The 17693-nt window shown below is 48.0% G+C and carries 21 protein-coding genes; 16 read left to right on the forward strand and 5 right to left on the reverse strand.

Features of this window, described 5'->3' with window-relative positions:
* Window positions 1–6: 6 nt before the first annotated feature.
* Genes ACKRDP_RS08360 through ACKRDP_RS08380 form a run of 5 tightly spaced genes read right to left on the reverse strand, consistent with a single transcriptional unit; the run spans window position 7 to window position 3029 of the window.
* On the reverse strand, window positions 7–1572 hold the full coding sequence (locus tag ACKRDP_RS08360) for a sigma 54-interacting transcriptional regulator (RefSeq protein WP_409154304.1): 1566 nt from the start codon (window positions 1570–1572) through the stop codon (window positions 7–9).
* A 7-nt stretch (window positions 1573–1579) separates the two neighbouring features.
* On the reverse strand, window positions 1580–1966 hold the full coding sequence (locus ACKRDP_RS08365; RefSeq protein ID WP_409154305.1) for an SCP2 sterol-binding domain-containing protein: 387 nt from the start codon (window positions 1964–1966) through the stop codon (window positions 1580–1582).
* Window positions 1967–1976: 10 nt separating this feature from the next.
* The gene (locus ACKRDP_RS08370) at window positions 1977–2282 is read right to left on the reverse strand and encodes a c-type cytochrome (RefSeq protein WP_409154306.1); all 306 of its coding nucleotides are present in this window, start codon (window positions 2280–2282) and stop codon (window positions 1977–1979) included.
* A gap of 54 nt (window positions 2283–2336) precedes the next feature.
* Window positions 2337–2672, reverse strand: a complete 336-nt coding sequence (locus ACKRDP_RS08375) for a DUF2173 family protein (RefSeq protein ID WP_409154307.1) — start codon at window positions 2670–2672, stop codon at window positions 2337–2339.
* A gap of 15 nt (window positions 2673–2687) precedes the next feature.
* The gene (locus tag ACKRDP_RS08380; RefSeq protein WP_409154308.1) at window positions 2688–3029 is read right to left on the reverse strand and encodes a DUF2173 family protein; all 342 of its coding nucleotides are present in this window, start codon (window positions 3027–3029) and stop codon (window positions 2688–2690) included.
* A 191-nt stretch (window positions 3030–3220) separates the two neighbouring features.
* Here ACKRDP_RS08380 and def point away from each other — a divergent pair, with 191 nt between their 5' ends.
* The 16 genes from def (at window position 3221) to nuoL (ending at window position 17691) form a co-directional block, all read left to right on the forward strand.
* A complete protein-coding gene (gene def / locus ACKRDP_RS08385; protein ID WP_409154309.1) occupies window positions 3221–3730 on the forward strand; it encodes a peptide deformylase in 510 nt (169 codons plus the stop codon).
* Window positions 3727–3996 (forward strand): septation protein SpoVG family protein, encoded by a 270-nt coding sequence (locus tag ACKRDP_RS08390; protein ID WP_409154310.1) that lies wholly within the window; start codon window positions 3727–3729, stop codon window positions 3994–3996. The genes def and ACKRDP_RS08390 overlap by 4 nt, the downstream gene beginning before the upstream one ends.
* 395 nt (window positions 3997–4391) lie before the next feature.
* Complete coding sequence (locus ACKRDP_RS08395) at window positions 4392–5027, forward strand: trimeric intracellular cation channel family protein (protein ID WP_409154311.1); 636 nt, start codon at window positions 4392–4394, stop codon at window positions 5025–5027.
* Window positions 5028–5142: 115 nt separating this feature from the next.
* On the forward strand, window positions 5143–5775 hold the full coding sequence (locus ACKRDP_RS08400) for a hypothetical protein (RefSeq protein ID WP_409154312.1): 633 nt from the start codon (window positions 5143–5145) through the stop codon (window positions 5773–5775).
* Window positions 5776–5788: 13 nt separating this feature from the next.
* Entirely contained in the window at window positions 5789–6652 is an 864-nt protein-coding gene (locus ACKRDP_RS08405; protein ID WP_409154313.1) for a tyrosine-type recombinase/integrase, read from the forward strand.
* Window positions 6649–7503, forward strand: coding sequence for a tRNA (guanosine(37)-N1)-methyltransferase TrmD (gene trmD, locus ACKRDP_RS08410; protein ID WP_409154314.1), 855 nt, complete (start codon window positions 6649–6651; stop codon window positions 7501–7503). Before ACKRDP_RS08405 ends, trmD begins: the two co-directional genes overlap by 4 nt.
* Entirely contained in the window at window positions 7394–9772 is a 2379-nt protein-coding gene (locus tag ACKRDP_RS08415) for a phosphoketolase family protein (RefSeq protein ID WP_409154315.1), read from the forward strand. Before trmD ends, ACKRDP_RS08415 begins: the two co-directional genes overlap by 110 nt.
* A gap of 7 nt (window positions 9773–9779) precedes the next feature.
* The gene (locus ACKRDP_RS08420; protein ID WP_409154316.1) at window positions 9780–10820 is read left to right on the forward strand and encodes an acetate/propionate family kinase; all 1041 of its coding nucleotides are present in this window, start codon (window positions 9780–9782) and stop codon (window positions 10818–10820) included.
* Window position 10821: 1 nt separating this feature from the next.
* Window positions 10822–11043, forward strand: a complete 222-nt coding sequence (locus ACKRDP_RS08425) for a hypothetical protein (RefSeq protein ID WP_409154317.1) — start codon at window positions 10822–10824, stop codon at window positions 11041–11043.
* 11 nt (window positions 11044–11054) lie between these two features.
* Window positions 11055–11972 (forward strand): MBL fold metallo-hydrolase, encoded by a 918-nt coding sequence (locus tag ACKRDP_RS08430; RefSeq protein ID WP_409154318.1) that lies wholly within the window; start codon window positions 11055–11057, stop codon window positions 11970–11972.
* Window positions 11972–13240 carry a 30S ribosomal protein S12 methylthiotransferase RimO gene (gene rimO / locus ACKRDP_RS08435; protein WP_409154319.1) on the forward strand — a complete coding sequence of 423 codons (1269 nt, stop codon included), beginning with the start codon at window positions 11972–11974 and terminating at the stop codon, window positions 13238–13240. The genes ACKRDP_RS08430 and rimO overlap by 1 nt, the downstream gene beginning before the upstream one ends.
* A complete protein-coding gene (locus ACKRDP_RS08440) occupies window positions 13209–14339 on the forward strand; it encodes a hypothetical protein (RefSeq protein ID WP_409154320.1) in 1131 nt (376 codons plus the stop codon). The genes rimO and ACKRDP_RS08440 overlap by 32 nt, the downstream gene beginning before the upstream one ends.
* Window positions 14340–14395: 56 nt before the next feature.
* Window positions 14396–15001, forward strand: coding sequence for a NuoI/complex I 23 kDa subunit family protein (locus tag ACKRDP_RS08445; RefSeq protein ID WP_409154321.1), 606 nt, complete (start codon window positions 14396–14398; stop codon window positions 14999–15001).
* The gene (locus ACKRDP_RS08450; protein ID WP_409154322.1) at window positions 14989–15477 is read left to right on the forward strand and encodes an NADH-quinone oxidoreductase subunit J family protein; all 489 of its coding nucleotides are present in this window, start codon (window positions 14989–14991) and stop codon (window positions 15475–15477) included. Before ACKRDP_RS08445 ends, ACKRDP_RS08450 begins: the two co-directional genes overlap by 13 nt.
* Window positions 15474–15776, forward strand: coding sequence for an NADH-quinone oxidoreductase subunit NuoK (nuoK, locus tag ACKRDP_RS08455; RefSeq protein ID WP_409154323.1), 303 nt, complete (start codon window positions 15474–15476; stop codon window positions 15774–15776). The genes ACKRDP_RS08450 and nuoK overlap by 4 nt, the downstream gene beginning before the upstream one ends.
* A 1-nt stretch (window position 15777) precedes the next feature.
* The gene (nuoL, locus tag ACKRDP_RS08460; RefSeq protein WP_409154324.1) at window positions 15778–17691 is read left to right on the forward strand and encodes an NADH-quinone oxidoreductase subunit L; all 1914 of its coding nucleotides are present in this window, start codon (window positions 15778–15780) and stop codon (window positions 17689–17691) included.
* Window positions 17692–17693 lie beyond the last annotated feature (2 nt).

Genomic DNA, 17693 nt, shown 5'->3' on the forward strand with positions numbered 1-17693 from the left:
TATATTTTAACCCATACCCAGTTCTTTTAGCTTCCTCCAGAGGGTGGTTCTGTGCATGCCGAGCATCTTTGCCGCAAGGCTTCTGTTTCCTCCCACCTGTTCAAGAATCCTTTTTATTCTCTCTCTTTCTTCATCCCGGTCGCCCTCTGCAGCTTCCACCTCTATCTGAATGTCTTCCACATTTATGAAACTCCCCCTGCAGGTGATGACCGCACGCTCTATAATGTTTTCAAGCTCCCGCACATTACCGGGGAAGTGGTAGGAAAGGAGAAGCCTCAGGGCTTCAGAAGATATTCCTCTTATCTTTCTTGAGTATTTTCTTGAATACTTCTCTAAAAAGTGGTTCACAAGGGCTGGTATATCTTCTTTCCTCTCTCTGAGGGGAGGTAGATACAGTCTTACAACGCTTAGCCTGTAGTAAAGGTCCTCTCTAAATTGCCCCTGTCTTATCAGTTCCCTGAGGTTTCTGTTGGTGGAGGCTACTATACGCACGTTTGCCCTTCTTGTTCTGGTATCTCCGAGCCTTTCAAACTCCTTCTCCTGCACCAGATGAAGAATCTTCGCCTGAAGATGCATGGGCATATCACCAATCTCGTCCAGAAACAGGGTGCCACCATCCGCAAGCTCCACCTTGCCGGGTTTGTCTTTGACCGCACCAGTGAAAGCTCCCCTCATGTATCCGAATAGCTCTGCCTCAAGAAGGCTCTCGGGTATGGCGGCGCAGTTGACCTTGACAAAGGGACCATCCCTCCTGGGAGATAGGTAATGTATATATCTTGCAAGAAGACTCTTGCCAGCGCCCGTCTCTCCTTCAAGAAGGATGTTCACATCATAATCTGAGACGGTCTTTACCGTGTCCAGCACCTTCTGGAAGGCGGGACTCTTGGTTATGATGGTTTCCTCCTCACCCAGCTCACATATAGATACCTCGTTAACCACATAAAGAGATGCCACATAACCAAATCCAGAGGACATGGGAGAAATGAGAAGAGATGCTCTTTGCCTTCCACAGGGTGTTTCCACGAATATGTCTGCCCTCTCGCCCTCTGGAGGGAGCTCCTGAAGGGAGAGGTTTATAAGCTCTTTTATGTTTCTACCTGCCAGTGTTTCTCCTTCCTCTCTACAGAGCATCCTTCTTGCAACCCTGTTATGCTCCACCACATTGCCCTCTGGGTCAAGCACCAGTATGGCTTCCACTATGGAGTTCAGTATGGTTTCCTTGTATGTTCTCTGACGCTCGGCCTCCACTATACAGTGAACCACGTTACTCACATCTCTGAAGACCTCAAGAACCCCCACAAACCTATCCCCTTCGTAAAGGGGCGACATGCTCCAGCAGGCATGCTTTGAACTTGATGTCTCCACGTCGTAGACCTGAACCCCTTCCCCCTCCTCCCTTACATACCCAAAGGGGCAGTTTTTGCATATGGAGAAAAGGCCTATACAGCTTTTCCCTTCAAGCTCCTGAACTCCCAAAAGCCTCTTTGCAGAGCTGTTGGCATATACCACATGAAAGTTTTCATCTATTACAAGAACACCGTCAAAAAGCCCCTCAAGGAAGGAAAAATCCATAGCAAAATTATAAATCCCAGCTTGTGGGCACCTTTGACATCATCCTGAGGCTCTCCTCAAAGGCTGACATGTATTTCATGGCGGTTATCATGGAACCCTTGAACTTCAGCCTTTTTGTCAACATTGCTGCACGGGGACCCATATCCCCAGTTGCCAGCTTTTTCCAGTTTTCCGGGCTTGCCCAGAGCTCAAAGTCATATTTGTGGGCGTTTGCCCTTCCGGCGGATTTTGCCACACCCTTTTCCACTATAAGCTCTACTGCATCGCCCTCTTTACCCTCTATGAAATACTTTATGGTAGCGGAAAAGTCCTTGAGGTCAGATTTGAGCTTTTCGTTTCTGTTCCATTCTTCCATGTAAGCCCTCATCCATTCTTCTGACAGAAACCTGTGCATTCTTAACCTCCTATTCTAGTGAAAGTATCCACTGGACTATCTGTCTTGCTTCTGCTTCTGGTATTTTCTGCGGTGGCATGGGCACATTACCCCATACACCGGCGCTGCCTTTCAGAGTCTTCTCTGTGAGATAATCCACTGTATCCTGTCTGCCTTTATACTTCTTGGCTATGTCCGTATAACTGGGTCCCACCTTTTTTGCCTTCACATCATGGCATGCCATACATCCCCTCTGCCTTGCCAGCTGTTCACTGGCATAGAGACTACTCAAAAACCCTCCCACCAGAAAAGCACTAATAAAGAGGGTTCTCCACATACTGGCCTCCAGTAATAAAAAGGAGGGAAGGCTCAGGACCTTCCCCTGTGGCGGTCACTTGCCTGCCTCTTCCCTGAGTGCCTTGAAAACCTCGTTGAAGGAAACTTCGTCGTTGTTTACAAAGACGCCCACGTTACCCATTACGCATACGGAATATTTAGGACCGGTAAGAGCCCATCCATGCAGTGGGGTCCACTCCTGACCGGAGAAGGCTGTGTAACCGTCTGCCTGCATCTTTGCCATCATGTTGTTTGCGGCGCACATCTCCGCTGCCATTGCTGCGTGCTCTTCGGAAATGTTGCCCTTGTAGGCAACCAGCTTGCCGTCGTTGGTAAACTCTCCTGCAGCCCAGACACCTTTAATTTTCATAAGCCTGTCAAGGTTTACCATGGCTTTCACCTCCTTTTAGATATACTTGGAAAGGGTTTCAAAGGTCTTGTCAAAGTCCGCCTTGTCAAGCTCTACAAATACGCCCACGTTGCCCATTATGCAGGCAGCGTATTTACCGCCAGCAACCGCAAAGCCATAGACTGGATAAAAACCATCCTGACCCGTGTAAGCACTCCAGCCCTTCGCCTGCATGTTGCCCATGAGCTTGTTGGCGGCACACATCATGGCTGCGATTTCTGCAGCCTTTTCTGTTATGTTTCCATAGTAGGCAAGCAGCCTACCATCATCGGTGAACTCTCCTGCTGCCACTGCACCGGGCAGCGACATTAAGTCTTTGAGCTTGCTGAGTGTTGCCATGATTCCACCTCCTTTAAAGGTTTTCATTTTATACATATGCAAACAGAGTGCCATACTGAGCTGTTTTTAAAGCAAGGAATATAAGGTCTTTTAAAGGAGTATGTCTTAACTCATATGTTGCATGTTGCAACAGTGGTGCAACATAGGGCAGGACTTGAAACTGCTGAAAGACGGCATAAACTTTTACCCTTATGGTAAGAGAGATACTGACATTCCCTCATCCTGCTTTGAAGACTCCAACTAAGAAGGTGGACGCCATAGACAGGGAGATAAAAGAACTTGTCAGAGATATGTTTGAGACCATGTATCATGCGGAAGGTGTGGGGCTTGCTGCCAATCAGATAGGGGTGAGCCTTAGAATTATGGTGATAGACACCACGCCCAAGAAGGAGAGCCCACCTCTGAAGCTGGTTCTTATAAACCCGGAGGTTATATCCGCAGAGGGAAACACAAAATACAGAGAGGGTTGTCTTTCTTTCCCTGGGCTTACGGTAGAGGTAGAAAGGCACAGCAAGTTAAGGGTGAAGGCTCTTGACCTGAATGGGGAAGAGAAAGAATACGAGCTTGAGGGCTTTCCTGCCATAGTTTTTCAGCACGAGATGGACCACCTTTTGGGTATAACATTCCTTGACAGGTTGAACGGGCTGAGGAAAAGACTGGCTCTTGAAAAATACTCAAAGCTTCAAAAGCAGAGAGTATGAAAGTGGAGCTTGTGGACTTTTATCCCTTTGAAGTGTCCACAAGGAAACCACGCCTTCTTGCCTACGCAGATGTAAGACTTGATGGGAAGATACTTATAAGGGGGATAAGGCTCTATGAAGCAAGGAACGGGGGCTTCTTCATATCCATGCCTGAGTATAACCCTGAGACAAAAAGGGCGATGGTGGAAGTGGAGGATAAAGAGCTTCTGGAAAGGATAAGAAGAGTATTGGTAGACCAATACAAAAACATTATCTCTCAATCTTGACGTGGTTTCCTGAGTGGTGTATACTTACAACCGCAGGAGGGGTCATGAGACTTTCCTGTGATATAGAGTTGAAGAGGGGCGTGGAGGTGCCACATAACTTCAGGCAGGGACTTTTGTCTCTGGTCAAAGAATCAATAAAAAGGAGCTCAGAGGATGGTGAGCTGTTTTATAGGGTCTGGTACTCTTACAACAGACAGAAGCCTTTTACTTTCTCTGCTTTTTTCCCTTTGAAAAGGGTAAAAGGAAAGTCAATTCTTGATGGGGATTTCTTTAGTTTTAGCCGCCAATTGTGGGATTGAAAGGTATCCGCTAAATAGTCCTGTAATTCTTACAGGTGAGGTTTTAGCTGCCAATTTTGGAAGCCTCCGGTTTAGAGTCGTAAGAGAGATTAAAATATGGTAGTGCCCGTTGATGTTGACCAGCTTTTTCAACTCACAAACTTGGTGGGTATAGTTACATTTTCAGTAGCTGGTGCCCTCAAAGGAATAAGGGAAGGGCTTGACCTTCTTGGAATAGCCACTCTAGGTGTGGTAACTGCTCTTGGTGGAGGTATGCTCAGGGACATAATGGTGGGAAAGATTCCAAACGCTCTCCTATCACCCTATGACATGAGCCTTGCCCTTTTGGGTGTTCTCATATCACTGCTTCTTCACACAAGAATCAAAAGACAGCTTGAAAACAGGTATGCCTTTCTCTTACTTGATGCCGTAGGGCTGTCAGCCTTTACCACCACGGGTGCTATTCTGGCTTACAGCACAGGTGTGTCCTTTTATGGTGTTGTGCTCCTCGCCACCATCACTGGCGTAGGTGGAGGTGCAATAGGGGACATACTTCTCAGACGGGTCCCATGGGTGCTGAAAGAAGACTTCTACGCCACATGTAGCATAATCGGGTCAGTGGTCTTTTATGTAAGTATGGAAATCATTCAGAATATTACCCTTTCCTCACTAGCATGCACCCTCAGTACCCTCATACTGCGTATACTTGCAATTGTTTATGGGTGGAGGCTGCCGAGGATTGTGAGAGGATAGCTAATATAATAGCAATTATATTAACACAGACGGAGCGGGTCTGTTTAACTGACATCTGTTGACATCTGACATCAGACATTATAAAATTCTGTCAAAATATTGAAAGGAGGCTGTCATGGAGAATGACAGGGGATTTGTCAAAGTGAAGGCATCCGAATACGCCCAGCTCATGGACCTGTCTCTCAACACGGTAAAGAATCGTATAAGGGCCGGGGTCTTGAAGGGAGGCAAGGAGGAAGATGGTATATGGTATGTTTACCTTACTCAGGAAGAGCTGGAACACATAAGAGGTTTTAGAGAGGTTCAGGAAGATAGAAACAGGAGCCTTCAATCAAACCTTGAGGGGCTGAAATCAACCCTTGAAGGTAGTTTAATAGCCACATACATGTCCGCACTTATGCAGAAGGAACAGCAGAAAGAACAACTTCTTCATGAACTCTCAAGTCTTTATACGCTCCTTGCTATAAGGGAGAAGGAGATGGAGTTTTTATTGAAAGAGCTTGAAAACACTAAGGAAAGATGCAGAGAAAAGGAGCTGGAAAACCAGAAGTTAAAGGGGATAATAGAAGAGAAGGAAGAAGTAATCAAAAGGCTTCAAGAAGAACTGAGAGAGAAGGAGCATATTCTGAACCAGAAGGAGCTGGAACTCCAGAGGGTTGTGCTGGACAAAGACAGAGAGTTACTAAGCAAGGAAATGGAACTATCTACCCTTCGCATGGAACTGGAGAAGAGAAAGAAGAAGGAATAAAATTAATAAGACCATGGACGGGCTTTTAGACCTCTGGGTTAAGAGCCTGAGCAGGACAAAGAGCCAAAGGACTGTAATCACCTACAGCATGTGTCTTGCCTCTTTTCAGAAACATGTAGGTAAGGGCATGAATCTTCTCGAAATTGAACCCATGAAGGTTTTTTCATACATTGACTCCTCTGAGCTTTCTGTAACCTCTCTTCTGACCCACCTCTCTGCTATAAAGCATTTTTATAAATTCGCCTTTAGAAGGGGATGGCTTAGCAAGGAACAGTTCTCCGAGCTTGAAGCAGTTATTGAAGAGATAAGGGAAGACCTTTCAGGCTCCAGGTCGCAGAAAAGCCCGAAAGCTCTCAGCAAGGAAGAATTGAGCAAAATCTTTGAAACGGTAAGAAATACAAAGTACGAGCGTGTATATAGCCTTCTTCTATACAGTGGTATAAGGCTTTCTGAATATGCCCAGCTCAGAAGGGAGTTCTTTCAGAGGGACAGGAACAATATATACTGGCTGAGACTGCCTGCGGAGGTAACCAAGAGGGGGAAGGAAAGACTGGTTCCCATAATGGGTCCATCAAAAGAGGAGACCATGAGCATAAACGAAAAGCTTGATTACTGGCTTCAGGATTACGATGCTTTCATTATGGTAAAGGCAGGTTCTTTGCAGGTCTATACCAACAGGCTTTCTCAAAGACTGGGCATTCCCTTTTCTGTGCATAGCTTCAGGCATACATACATAACGAACCTTGTAAACTCAGGCTTTCCTGCAGAGGTGGTAAAGGAGTTTGCAGGACACTCAAATGTAAAGACAACCATAGACATATACTACCGTTTCAGTCAGGAGAGGGCAAGGATCATGGTGGAGAACTTTCTCAGATGAAGTTCTTTGTTTTCACCATCTTCCCTCAGGTCATTGAATGCTACGCCAGCTACGGCATAGTAAAACAGGCTCTAAAAAAGGGTGCCCTTGAGCTTTTTGTCCTTGACCTGAGAGACTTTGCTCACAAGAGACAGGTGGATGATAACGCCTACGGCGGACATCCGGGTATGGTGATAAAGCCAGAGCCTGTCTTCGGAGCATACGAGCATGTAATGAAAAACTTTGGCAAGCCCCACACCATAATCCCACAGCCTTGGGGCAGAAGGCTCACTCAGGCAGACCTTGACAGGCTATCAAAGTTGGAGAGCATTGCAGTCATATGCGGGAGGTATGAGGGGCTGGATGAGAGGGTCAGCGCGCTGGCGGATGAGGAGCTATCCTTAGGGGACTTTGTGCTGGCTGGGGGTGAGCTTCTGGCTCTTGTGCTTCTTGAAGGCATAGCAAGGCTTCTACCGGGAGTCCTTGGCGAGCCTGAGAGTATAAGAAAAGACTCTTTCAGAAGATGGCTGGGTGCACCCGTATACACCAGACCTGCAGAGTTCATGGGGATGAAGGTGCCTGAGGTGCTTCTCTCGGGCAACCATCAGCTCATAAGCCTGTGGGAGCTGTGGCACTCCATAGAGAGAACCTTCAGGCTCAGAAGAGACCTTATTCCGGAATACATGAACAACTTAGAGAGCTCCATGCTCTCATCTATAATGGAAGGTAAGAGATTTGAAGAGTGGCTGGAGGAGGTGGGTTATGAAAGAGCTGTTAAGAGCCTTCAGAGCGTGCAACTATCTGGCTGTGGGGATGATTTATCTGAGGGACAATCCCCTTCTGAAGGAGCCCCTCAAGAGAGAACACCTTAAGAGAAGACTGCTGGGACACTGGGGAGCAAGCCCCAACATAAGCCTTGTGTATCTGGCTGCAAGCTATACACTCAGAAGATACTCTGTGAACTCCCTTCTTGTGGTGGGTCCCGGACATGGAGCACCCGGATACATAGCGCCTCTCTACCTTGAGGGAACTCTTACCAGCTTCTATCCGGAGTTTTCAAGGGACGCAGAGGGTATGAAGAAACTTTTTAAGTCCTTTTCCTTTCCCGGTGGTCTTGGTAGCCACTGCACTCCCGAGCTTCCGGGCTCCATACAGGAGGGAGGAGAGCTTGGCTATAGCCTATCTCACGCCTTCGGTGCTGTCTTTGACAACCCTGACCTCGTGGCAGTTGCCATAGTGGGTGATGGTGAGGCGGAGACTGGACCGCTCGCCACCGCCTGGCATTCTAGCAAGTTCCTCAACCCCCAGAGGGATGGGCTGGTTTTGCCAGTGCTATCACTAAACGGCTACAAGATAAACAACCCCACCCTGTTTGCGAGGATTCCAAGGGAAGAGCTCATAAGCCTTCTGAGAGGCTACGGCTATGAGCCCCTCTGGGTGGAGGGAGAGGAGCCTGAAGAGGTGATGGGTCAGATGCTTCAGGCTGTGGAGACCGCCTTTGAAAGGCTCATGGAGCTCAGAGGAAAGGCTATAAGACCCGTGCTTCCCGCCATAGTCCTCAAGACTCCCAAGGGATGGACTGCACCAAAGGAATTTAGGGGAAGATACATTGAGGGCTACTGGAGGTCCCATCAGGTTCCCCTGTCAGAGGTGCACGAAAATCCCGAAAGCCTGCGTCTTCTTGAAGAGTGGCTCAGGAGCTACGGACCTCAGGAGCTCTTTGACGCAGAGGGAAAGCCCCTCATAGACTGTCGTGAGGTCTTTCCCGAGGAGGGCAGAAGGCTTGGAGACACGCCCTACGCCAACGGTGGACTGCTGAGAAAGCCCCTTGAACTGCCAGAGGCCGAGAGGTTTGAGGTGGAAAAGTTTACACTTCACAGCAACACTCTCCCTCTGGGATACTATCTGAGGGAAGTTCTGAAGAGAAATCCCCGCAGCTTCAGGGTCTTTGGTCCTGATGAGACCGCCTCCAACAGACTCCATCCCACCTTTGAGGAGGGAAAGGCATGGATGCTGGAAAGGCTACCGGTAGACGAAGACGAAGGTCATCTCAGCCCCGTGGGCAGGGTGATGGAGATGCTCTCAGAACATACGGTGGAGGGCTGGCTGGAGGGATACCTGCTTACAGGCAGGCATGGAATTCTGAGCACCTACGAGGGCTTTGCCCCCATAATAACCTCCATGGTAAACCAGTTTGGAAAGTGGCTGGACATTTCACTGGATGTGCCATGGAGGGCACCCATAAGCTCTCTCAACCTCCTTCTTACCTCCGTGGTCTGGAGGCAGGACCACAACGGCTTTACCCATCAGGACCCCGGGTTTATAAACAGCATAGTGGACAAGTGGCCCAATGTGGTCAGGCTCTACTTTCCCTGCGATGCTAACACCCTTCTGGCAACTGCGGAGCTGTGCCTTAAATCCACCAACAGGGTAAACATCATAGTGGTGGACAAACAGGTCCATCCCCAGTATCTGAGCTATGAGGGGGCTTATAGGCATGCCATAAAGGGCATAGGAATATTTGACTTTGCAAGCACGCACACGGATAGAGAACCCGATGTGGTGCTCGCAAGCTGTGGTGACATACCCACCAAGGAGGGGGTATGTGCCTCTTTTATTCTGAGGGAGTTTTTCCCCGACCTTGCCATCAGGTTTGTGAACGTGGTCAACCTCTTCAGGCTTACTCCCGATAGCGAGCATCCCGACGGTCTCCCCGACAGGGACTTTGACGCCTACTTTACCACAGACAGACCCATAATCTTCAACTTCCACGGATATCCGTGGCTTATACACAGGCTCACCTACCGCAGGAAGAACCACAAAAACCTCCATGTGAGAGGCTACAGGGAAAACAGAAGGTTCGGCATAGACGCCACCCAGATACAGCCCTTCCTCAGGGGAAGGGGTGGTATTACCACGCCCCTCCAGCTTGCCATAATAAACCAGATAGACCGTTTCAGTATAGCCATAGACGTGATTCAGAGAACGCCCACACTGCAGGCAAAAGGAGGAAAATACATAGACCTTCTAAAGGACATGCAGATAAGGGCTTTAAAGCATGCCTACGAGGAGGGAGTAGATGACCCGGAGTTTTCCGACGAGAACTTTCTTGTGCCTGAATTACGGAAGTTCCTCCCTTAAGTATGCTATGTTTTCTGAAGATAGGGAGCTTCTCAGACAGAAGAAAAGTCTGACATGCATAGAGGAACTGCCATCTCTAATACACCAGATTGCAGAAAGTCTGCCAGAGCACCCTCAGTATGTCCTCCACAGGGTAGTGCACGGCATGGAACACGAAAGCCCCATGCGGATAACAGAGGAGACGCTCAAGATTCTGGAAGAACTCACCCGCATAAACCCCCTCCACAACTCCATAGCTTTTGAGGGCATAAGTTTGAGCCTTCAGCTTTTTGGAAATAGCGAGCATTACGCCATTTTTGACACAGACTTTCACAGGAGCATACCCGAATACGCAAGGCTTTACGGAGTGGACTACCAGCTATACAGCCAAGGCATAAAGAAGTATGGCTTTCACGGCATATCTTACTCCTACCTCCTGAGTAAATCTGAAGAGCTTCTCAAGAAGAAAAGTCCCAGCCTTATAATGATGCACTTGGGGCAGGGGTGCAGCGTCTGTGCGGTAAAGGAAGGTGCGTCGGTGGATACTTCTATGGGTTTTACGCCCCTTGAGGGCCTTCTCATGGTCTCAAGACCTGGGGACGTGGATGCGGGTGTCCTTCTTTACATGCTCCGCTCCGGAATGCCAGTGGAAGAGCTGGAAAGAAAACTCTACCGGGAGGCTGGTATAAGAGCCATAGCGGGAGTTTCCAGCTTTGAGGAGCTCATGGCTATGAAAAAAGGAGGAGATGAAAGGGCAGACCTTGCCTTCAGGGCTTTCCTTCACAGGCTTGTAAAGTATGTGGGTGCCTACTGGTTTCTTCTTGAGGGGAATGTGGATGCTCTTGTGTTCTCTGGGGGCATAGGGGAGAACAGCCCTGAAGTGAGAGAGGAGCTCTGTAGAAGGCTTGCCTTTTTGGGTGTAAGGCTTGACATTGATGCAAACAGGAAGAGCTGTAAGGTGATAAGCTCAGAGGAAAGCACCATAAAGGTCCTTGTGCTGAAAACGGATGAAGAGTTGCAGATGGTCAGCATACTTGCGGAATACCTTGAAGGTAATAAAATCATATAGCATGGAGCTCTTATACAACATAGTGGACGAAAGAACCGCAAGCATTCTTGAAAAGCAGGAAAGGGACAAGCAAAAGTTGTTGAGTTATTTTCACCGGCTTGAGGAGAAGCAGGAAAGAGATAAACAGGAGCTAAAGGCGGAGATAAGACATCTCAACCAGAAGTTTGACAACATGATAAACCTGTTTGTAAGTTTATTAACACAGAAGAATAAGGAAAAATAGAGGAGGCAGTCATGCGATACCTGAAGCTGGCTTTTTTACTGGTCTTTATTGCCTACGCCATGGCGCCGGAGATGAAACTCAGAAGAGTGCAGAAGGACATTTACATGGTCCGGGGTGTGGATGCACTGCCTTCTTTAGAAAACAGGGGCTTTATGTCCAATGCCTTTGCAGTGCTTACAGAGGAAGGCTGGGTGGTTGTAGATGCCCTTTCAACTCCTGAGCTTTCAAGGGAGTTTGTGCAAAACCTGATGAGGGTAAAGAAGGCTCCCGTAAAATACGCCATAATAACCCACTACCACCCAGACCACTGGTATGGAGCGAAGAGCTATAGAGACCTCGGAGCCAAGATTGTGGCTCATAAAAAGCTGATGGAGTTCTACCAGTCGGGTGAGGCAAGGCTTGCCCTTGAGGGTGCAAAGCAGAGGTTTGGAGAGCTCTTCAAAAATGTGGACCTTGTCCCACCTGATGTGGTAGTAGAGGACAGGTATACGTTGAAGGCAGGGAGAAAGACCTTTGAGATAGTTTACATGGGACCTGCCCATACGGACAACGACCTCGTAGTTTACATGCCCACAGAGAAGGTTCTGTTTACGGGAGACCTCGTGCTGAAGGACCGTATTCCCTTTATGGGAGACAGGGGGGCGAGCTCAAAGGGGCTTGTGGAAGCTCTTCAGAAGATAAAGAAGATGGACGCAAAAGTTCTCCTTGGAGGACACAACGAGCCCATGGATATGTCCGCCGTTGACTTTACCCTTGGCTATGCGCAGTTCCTCAGGGAAGATATAAAAAGGCTGAAGGAACAGGGCAAGAGTATAGACGAGATAAGAGAAGCCCTGAAAGACAACCCCTACAGAAAATATGTCATGTATGATGCTTTCCACAATGCCAACCTTTTCAGGATAGACTCAGAGCTTGATATGGAGGAGTGATGAAGGTAGGTGTTATAAGCCTTGGCTGTGCCAAGAATCTTGTGGATACGGAGGTGCTCCTCGGAAAGTTGAAGGGCGGTGGTGCAAGATTGGTAAGCGACCCTAGAAATGCGGATGTTATAGTGATAAACACCTGCGGTTTTATAGAGCCTGCAAAGGCGGAAGCCATAGAAACAATCCTGGAGTTTTCTGAAAAGAAGAAGGTTATAGTAATGGGCTGTCTGGTGCAGAGATACAGAGAAGAGCTGCAGAAGGAGATTCCAGAGGTGATGGCATACTTTGGAACAGAAAGCTGGAATGAAGTGCTGAAGTTCCTCGGTCTTGAGTCTGCAGAGAGGTCAGAAAGGGTTCTTACCACGCCCAGTTCCTATGCCTATCTGAAGATTGCTGAAGGATGCAACAGGCTCTGCTCCTTCTGTGCCATTCCTCTCATAAGGGGGAAACATCGCTCAAAGCCCATGGAAGAAGTCCTCCGGGAAGCCAGATATCTGGCAGAAAGGGAAGTAAAGGAGCTGTGCGTAGTCTCTCAGGACACCACTTACTACGGAAGGGACATCTACGGAAAGGGTGCACTGGTAAAACTTCTGCAGGAGCTTGAAAAGATAGAGGGCATAAGGTGGATAAGGCTCCTGTATCTGTATCCCACAGAGGTAGAGGAAGAGCTCATCTCCCTTATGGCTGATTCTGAAAAGCTACTTCCTTACTTTGACATGCCCCTCCAGCACATAAGCTCCGAGGTGCTCAGAAGCATGAGAAGGGGCTATGACGAGTCCTTTGTAAGGGGGCTTGTAGAGAAGATAAGGAAAAAGCTTCCTCAGGCGGTGCTGAGAACCACCTTCATAGTGGGCTATCCCACAGAGACCGAGGAGGACTTCAGGAGGCTTTTAGAGTTTGTCTCCGAGGGGCACTTCCACTGGTTAGGTGTCTTTACCTACTCTCAGGAGGAGGGCACGCATGCTTTTCCTCTGGGAGACCCCTGGTCGGCGGAGGAAAAAGAAAGAAGAAAGACAGAGCTTCTCAGCCTTCAGGAGAGCATAACTCGTAAGAAAAACGAAGAGTTTGTGGGCAGGGAACTTGAGCTAATTATTGATGGTTTTGATGATGAGTTTGGCTATATTCCTGTTGGCAGGATATACGCTCAGGCACCAGAAGTGGACGGAATAACTTACTTAGAGACAGAAGGAGAGCTAAAGACCGGAGATATGATAAGGGTAAAAATCACTCAGGTGGGAGGGTATGACCTTGGGGCTGTGGAGTGCAAAGATTGAATACGTCCTGCCTTCTCTCCTCCTGACTCTGCTGTTTCTCCTTTGGTATTTTGGCTATGGCAGGCACAGGCGTGAGCTCTTTGACTTTTACAACTCCATAGGGGCAAAACACACGGGCTACAGGTGGCTTATCTTTCCCGTTGCAGAGCTTGAAGCTGATGGCAAGAAATTTAGGCTTTTCACAGAGGGAGGACGGGGGCTTTATGCCTTCAAAGTAAGCCTTGAAGTTCAGGCACTGGGCTACCTGAGGCTCTGGCGTGGGGGTCTCCTGGACAGAATCCTTTTCAGAAGGCGGTATATGGAAGGAATCTTCGTGGAGTATGAGGACAGCCAGTGGGCTGAGAAGCTACTTGGCAGGGAGGATTTTAAGGATATGGTCAAAAAGCTCTTTGACCTGCCCGGTCTGAGCTCTGTTGAGATAAAGGGCAAGAAACTCATCCTCTGCTGGCATCTGGGCGGTATGGACAGGTTCAGAAAGGTGGTGAGCAAGGAGGCAGTTTTAGAAGCCTTTAAAATAATGGCAGACCTTGGAAAAACCATAGACGCCGTGCCCTCTGCAGAGGTCTACAGAGAAACTCTCAGGGGCTGGCTCACTCTGAAGCTACCGATCTTTGCCACCATACTCTTGAGCATTGCGGGCTTTTTTCTTGGCTTTTACAGGTATGACCATGTCTGCGACCATGAAATTCTGCTGGCTGGCTTTAAAATACTGATGCCCATTGTCATTCTCTACACAGCCTCTGTTCTTTTCCTGACTGGAGGTCCCACGCTCGGGCAGAGGGTGATTCTTAAGACTTTCTTTATCTGTCTGGTATGCATACCCATGATAAGCCTCTTCTTTCTCACTTGGGTGAACGGATACTTTGACAGGTCTGAGCCAGAGTTCAAAAGAGATACAATAGCAAGAAAATACCACCTTATCAGAGGTGGGCACAGAGTGGTGCTCGCAGAGCTTCATAAAAGTAAGTGGTGTGACAGCTTTAAGGTCTCTGAGGGTTTCTACATGAGGGCACAGGTGGGAGACAGAGTGGAGTATGCAGTCAAGAGAGGTTTTCTTGGCGTGAGCTGGCTATACAGAAAACTGAGTTTAACAGAGTGAAATATGTCATAAACTTTTGCATAACTGCCTGGCTTGCCTTAAAATAATAGCCCACTATGGGCATAAAGAAAGTAGACAGGAAGGCTTTTCTTAACCTGTTGGAAACAGTTTTGTTCGTGGACTTTATAAAGGGTCTTTCCGTGACCCTGACAAACCTCTTCAGGAAACCCATAACCACCAACTATCCTCTGGAAAAGCTCACCCCCCCAAAGCGATACAGAGGAGCTCACGGACACTTTGTCTGGGACGGCACTGAGCCGGACTCTCTAAAAGCCATAGAAAAGTTCATGAGCTACGAGAAGGGCAAGAGCAGGTGCGTTGCCTGTTATATGTGTCAGACCGCCTGTCCCATGCCCACTCTTTTCAGGATAGAGGCGGTGCAGATGCCCGATGGCTCAAAGAGGGTGGTGCGTTTTGACATGAACCTGCTCAACTGCCTTTTCTGCGGGCTATGCGTGGATGCCTGTCCGGTTGGCTGTCTTACCATGACGGACCTCCATGAGCTTGCGGGGTATACGAGGCGAGAGGGCGTTCTCAGGATGGGTGAACTTGAAGAAAACGCCATAGACTGGAAAAAAAGAAGGGGCTCTGAGCCAGACCGCATATGGATAGATGACCAGCACAGGGAAAAGCTCTGGGGGAAGATTCAATGGAGTGGCTGATTTTTGCCTTCCTTTCTGTCTGGGCAGTGCTCTCAAGTATGGGGGTGCTTTTTCTGAAAAACCCAGTTCATGCCATACTTTCCTTTATAAGTCTTATTCTTGCAGTGGCTGGTATGTTCCTGCATATGAGGGCTGAGCTTCTGGCAGGCCTGCAGTTAATCATATATGCGGTTGCCATAGTGGTCTTTTATGTGCTGGTGATAACCACCATACCCTGGGAAAAGGTAAAGAGGTTTGAGGGCTTTTACAAAAGGGAGTTCTTTTTTGGCTTTCCCCTTCTCCTTGCCAGCTTTGCCCTCTTTGCTTACGCCATACTGAAGGGAAACTTTGCCAGAGTTGGAACTGCTGGAGCTGACAATGTAAAAGAGGTGGGTAAAAGCCTATTTTCCACTTACCTCTTTCCTCTTGAAGTGGCTTCTGTTATACTATTGACCGCCATGATAGGAGCCATACTTCTCGGGAGGAAAGAGGAGTGACCATAGAAAAAGCTTATATGCTCATAAGCATATTTTTGTTCCTTTCTGGTCTTCTCGGTGTTATCATAAGGAAGAACCTTATAACACTGCTTATAAGCACAGAGCTCATGCTGAACGGAGTGAATCTAGCCCTTGTGAGCGTGGACAGGATTGTGGGTGGTATAGAGGGGCAGGTATTTGCCCTCTTTATACTTGCCGTGGCTGCCTCTGAGGTGGCAGTGGGGCTTGGCCTCATAATTGCCCTCTTCAGACTTAGGGGCTACGAGGGTTCTTCTGAGATAACACACCTGAGGGACTAAAATGGAAGGTCTGGTGGTTCTTTTTTCACCCCTGATAGCCTTTGTGGTCATTGCCCTCCTTGGCTCAAGAATGGGTGATATGGCTTCTGCTGTGCTCTGTATCCTGGGAGGTGCCTTCTCCTTTGTCTTCTCCCTCTGGGCTACTTTCAAAGCCCTAAATGAGCCCTTCTCTGTTAAGCTCTACAACTTTCTGCCTATGGGTGATTATACTCTCTCCTTTGGTCTTCTCTTTGACCCCCTTTCTTCTATTACCGCCTCTGTGGTCACCTTCGTGGCTACTCTTATCTTCATCTACTCCGTAGGCTATATGCACAACCTTTTTGGTCAGTGGACTTTTAAGTTCTACGCTTATCTGTCTATGTTTCTGTTTGCCATGCTCCTTATCGTGCTCTCTGATAATTTGCTGGGTATCTTCTTTGGCTGGGAGGGTGTGGGTCTTGCTTCTTATCTTCTTATTGGCTACTTCCATACTCAGAAAAAGGCTTCTAATGCCTCTTTTGAGGCTTTTACTCTAAACAGGATTGGTGACTGGCTCTTTCTCTTTGGTATTATCGCTTCTTTCTACCTTTTTGGTTCTCTTTCTCTTTCTGATATCTTCTCAAGGGTTTCTCAGGTGGATTCTGCTCTTCTGGGTCTTGCCTGTCTCCTGCTCTTTGGTGGTGCTGTGGGCAAATCTGGTCAGCTTCCTCTTCATACTTGGCTTCCCAACGCTATGGCTGGTCCTACTCCTGTGTCTGCTCTTTTGCATGCTGCTACTATGGTGGCTGCTGGTGTTTATATGGTGGCAAGGCTCTTTCCTATGTTTGAGGCTGCTCCTGAGAGTCTGAAGGTGGTCGCTCTTGTGGGAGGTCTTACTGCTCTCTTTGCTGCTCTTGCTGCTACTTCTCACACAGACATAAAGAAGATTATTGCCTTCTCTACTATGAGCCAGCTTGGTCTTATGTTCCTTGCTCTTGGTCTTGGTGACAGAATGTCTGCTATGTTTCATCTGACTACTCATGCCTTCTTTAAGGCTCTTCTTTTCCTTGCTGCTGGTTCTGTTATTCATGCTTTTCATCATCATGTGCATGATATTTATGAGACTGGTGGACTTAAAAAATACATGCCTGTTACTTATGCTTCTTTTCTTGTGGGTGCTCTTGCACTGGCTGGTATTTTTCCTCTTTCTGGTTTCTGGAGTAAAGACCTTATAGTGGCAACTGCCTACGAGGTGAGTTTTTTCTGGGGTGTTCTTGTTTCTGTGGTAAGTTTTCTGACGGCCTATTACATATTCAGGGAGGGGTTTGTGATGTTTCATGGCAGGGAGTATTTCAGGCATGAGCATGAGGGAGAGCCTCATGAGAGTCCCTCTGTGATGGTTGTTCCTATGCTTGTGCTTTCAGTTATGGCAGTTGTGGCTGGGTTTTTTGAGGGCTGGTATGGTGGTGTGCTTGGTGTGAAGAAGGAGCTTCATTTTGATATTGCTCTTTTGTCTGTGCTTGTGGGTGTGGCTGGTATACTTGTGGCTTATCTTGTTTACATTAGGGGTCTTGTTGACCCTCAGAGGGCTTATGAGGCCCTAAAACCTCTGCATACTGCCTTCAGAGAACAGTTCTTCACTGAAAGGCTTTACCACAGAGGCGTGGCAAGGGGATACATGGGTCTTTCAAGGGCTATCTTTCTGGCAGGTGACAGGGTGCTTATAGATGGCTTTCTTAATCTTCTAAATTTTCTCTACTTCAGAGTGGTGAAGTTCCTCTGGATGAAGCTGGACATAATGCTTGTGGACCTGTTTGTCAACGGCGTGGCAAAGGTCTCTTACTGGACGGGTAAAAAGGTGCGCAATGTGCAGACTGGGCTTCTAAACAACTATGTGAGCTTTTTGCTTCTTGGTGTTGTCTTCATACTGGGCGTGATACTATACAGCATGAGGTGAAA

It is taken from the genome of Pampinifervens navoyensis (assembly GCF_046159715.1).
In the GTDB taxonomy this organism is placed as follows: domain Bacteria; phylum Aquificota; class Aquificia; order Aquificales; family Aquificaceae; genus Pampinifervens.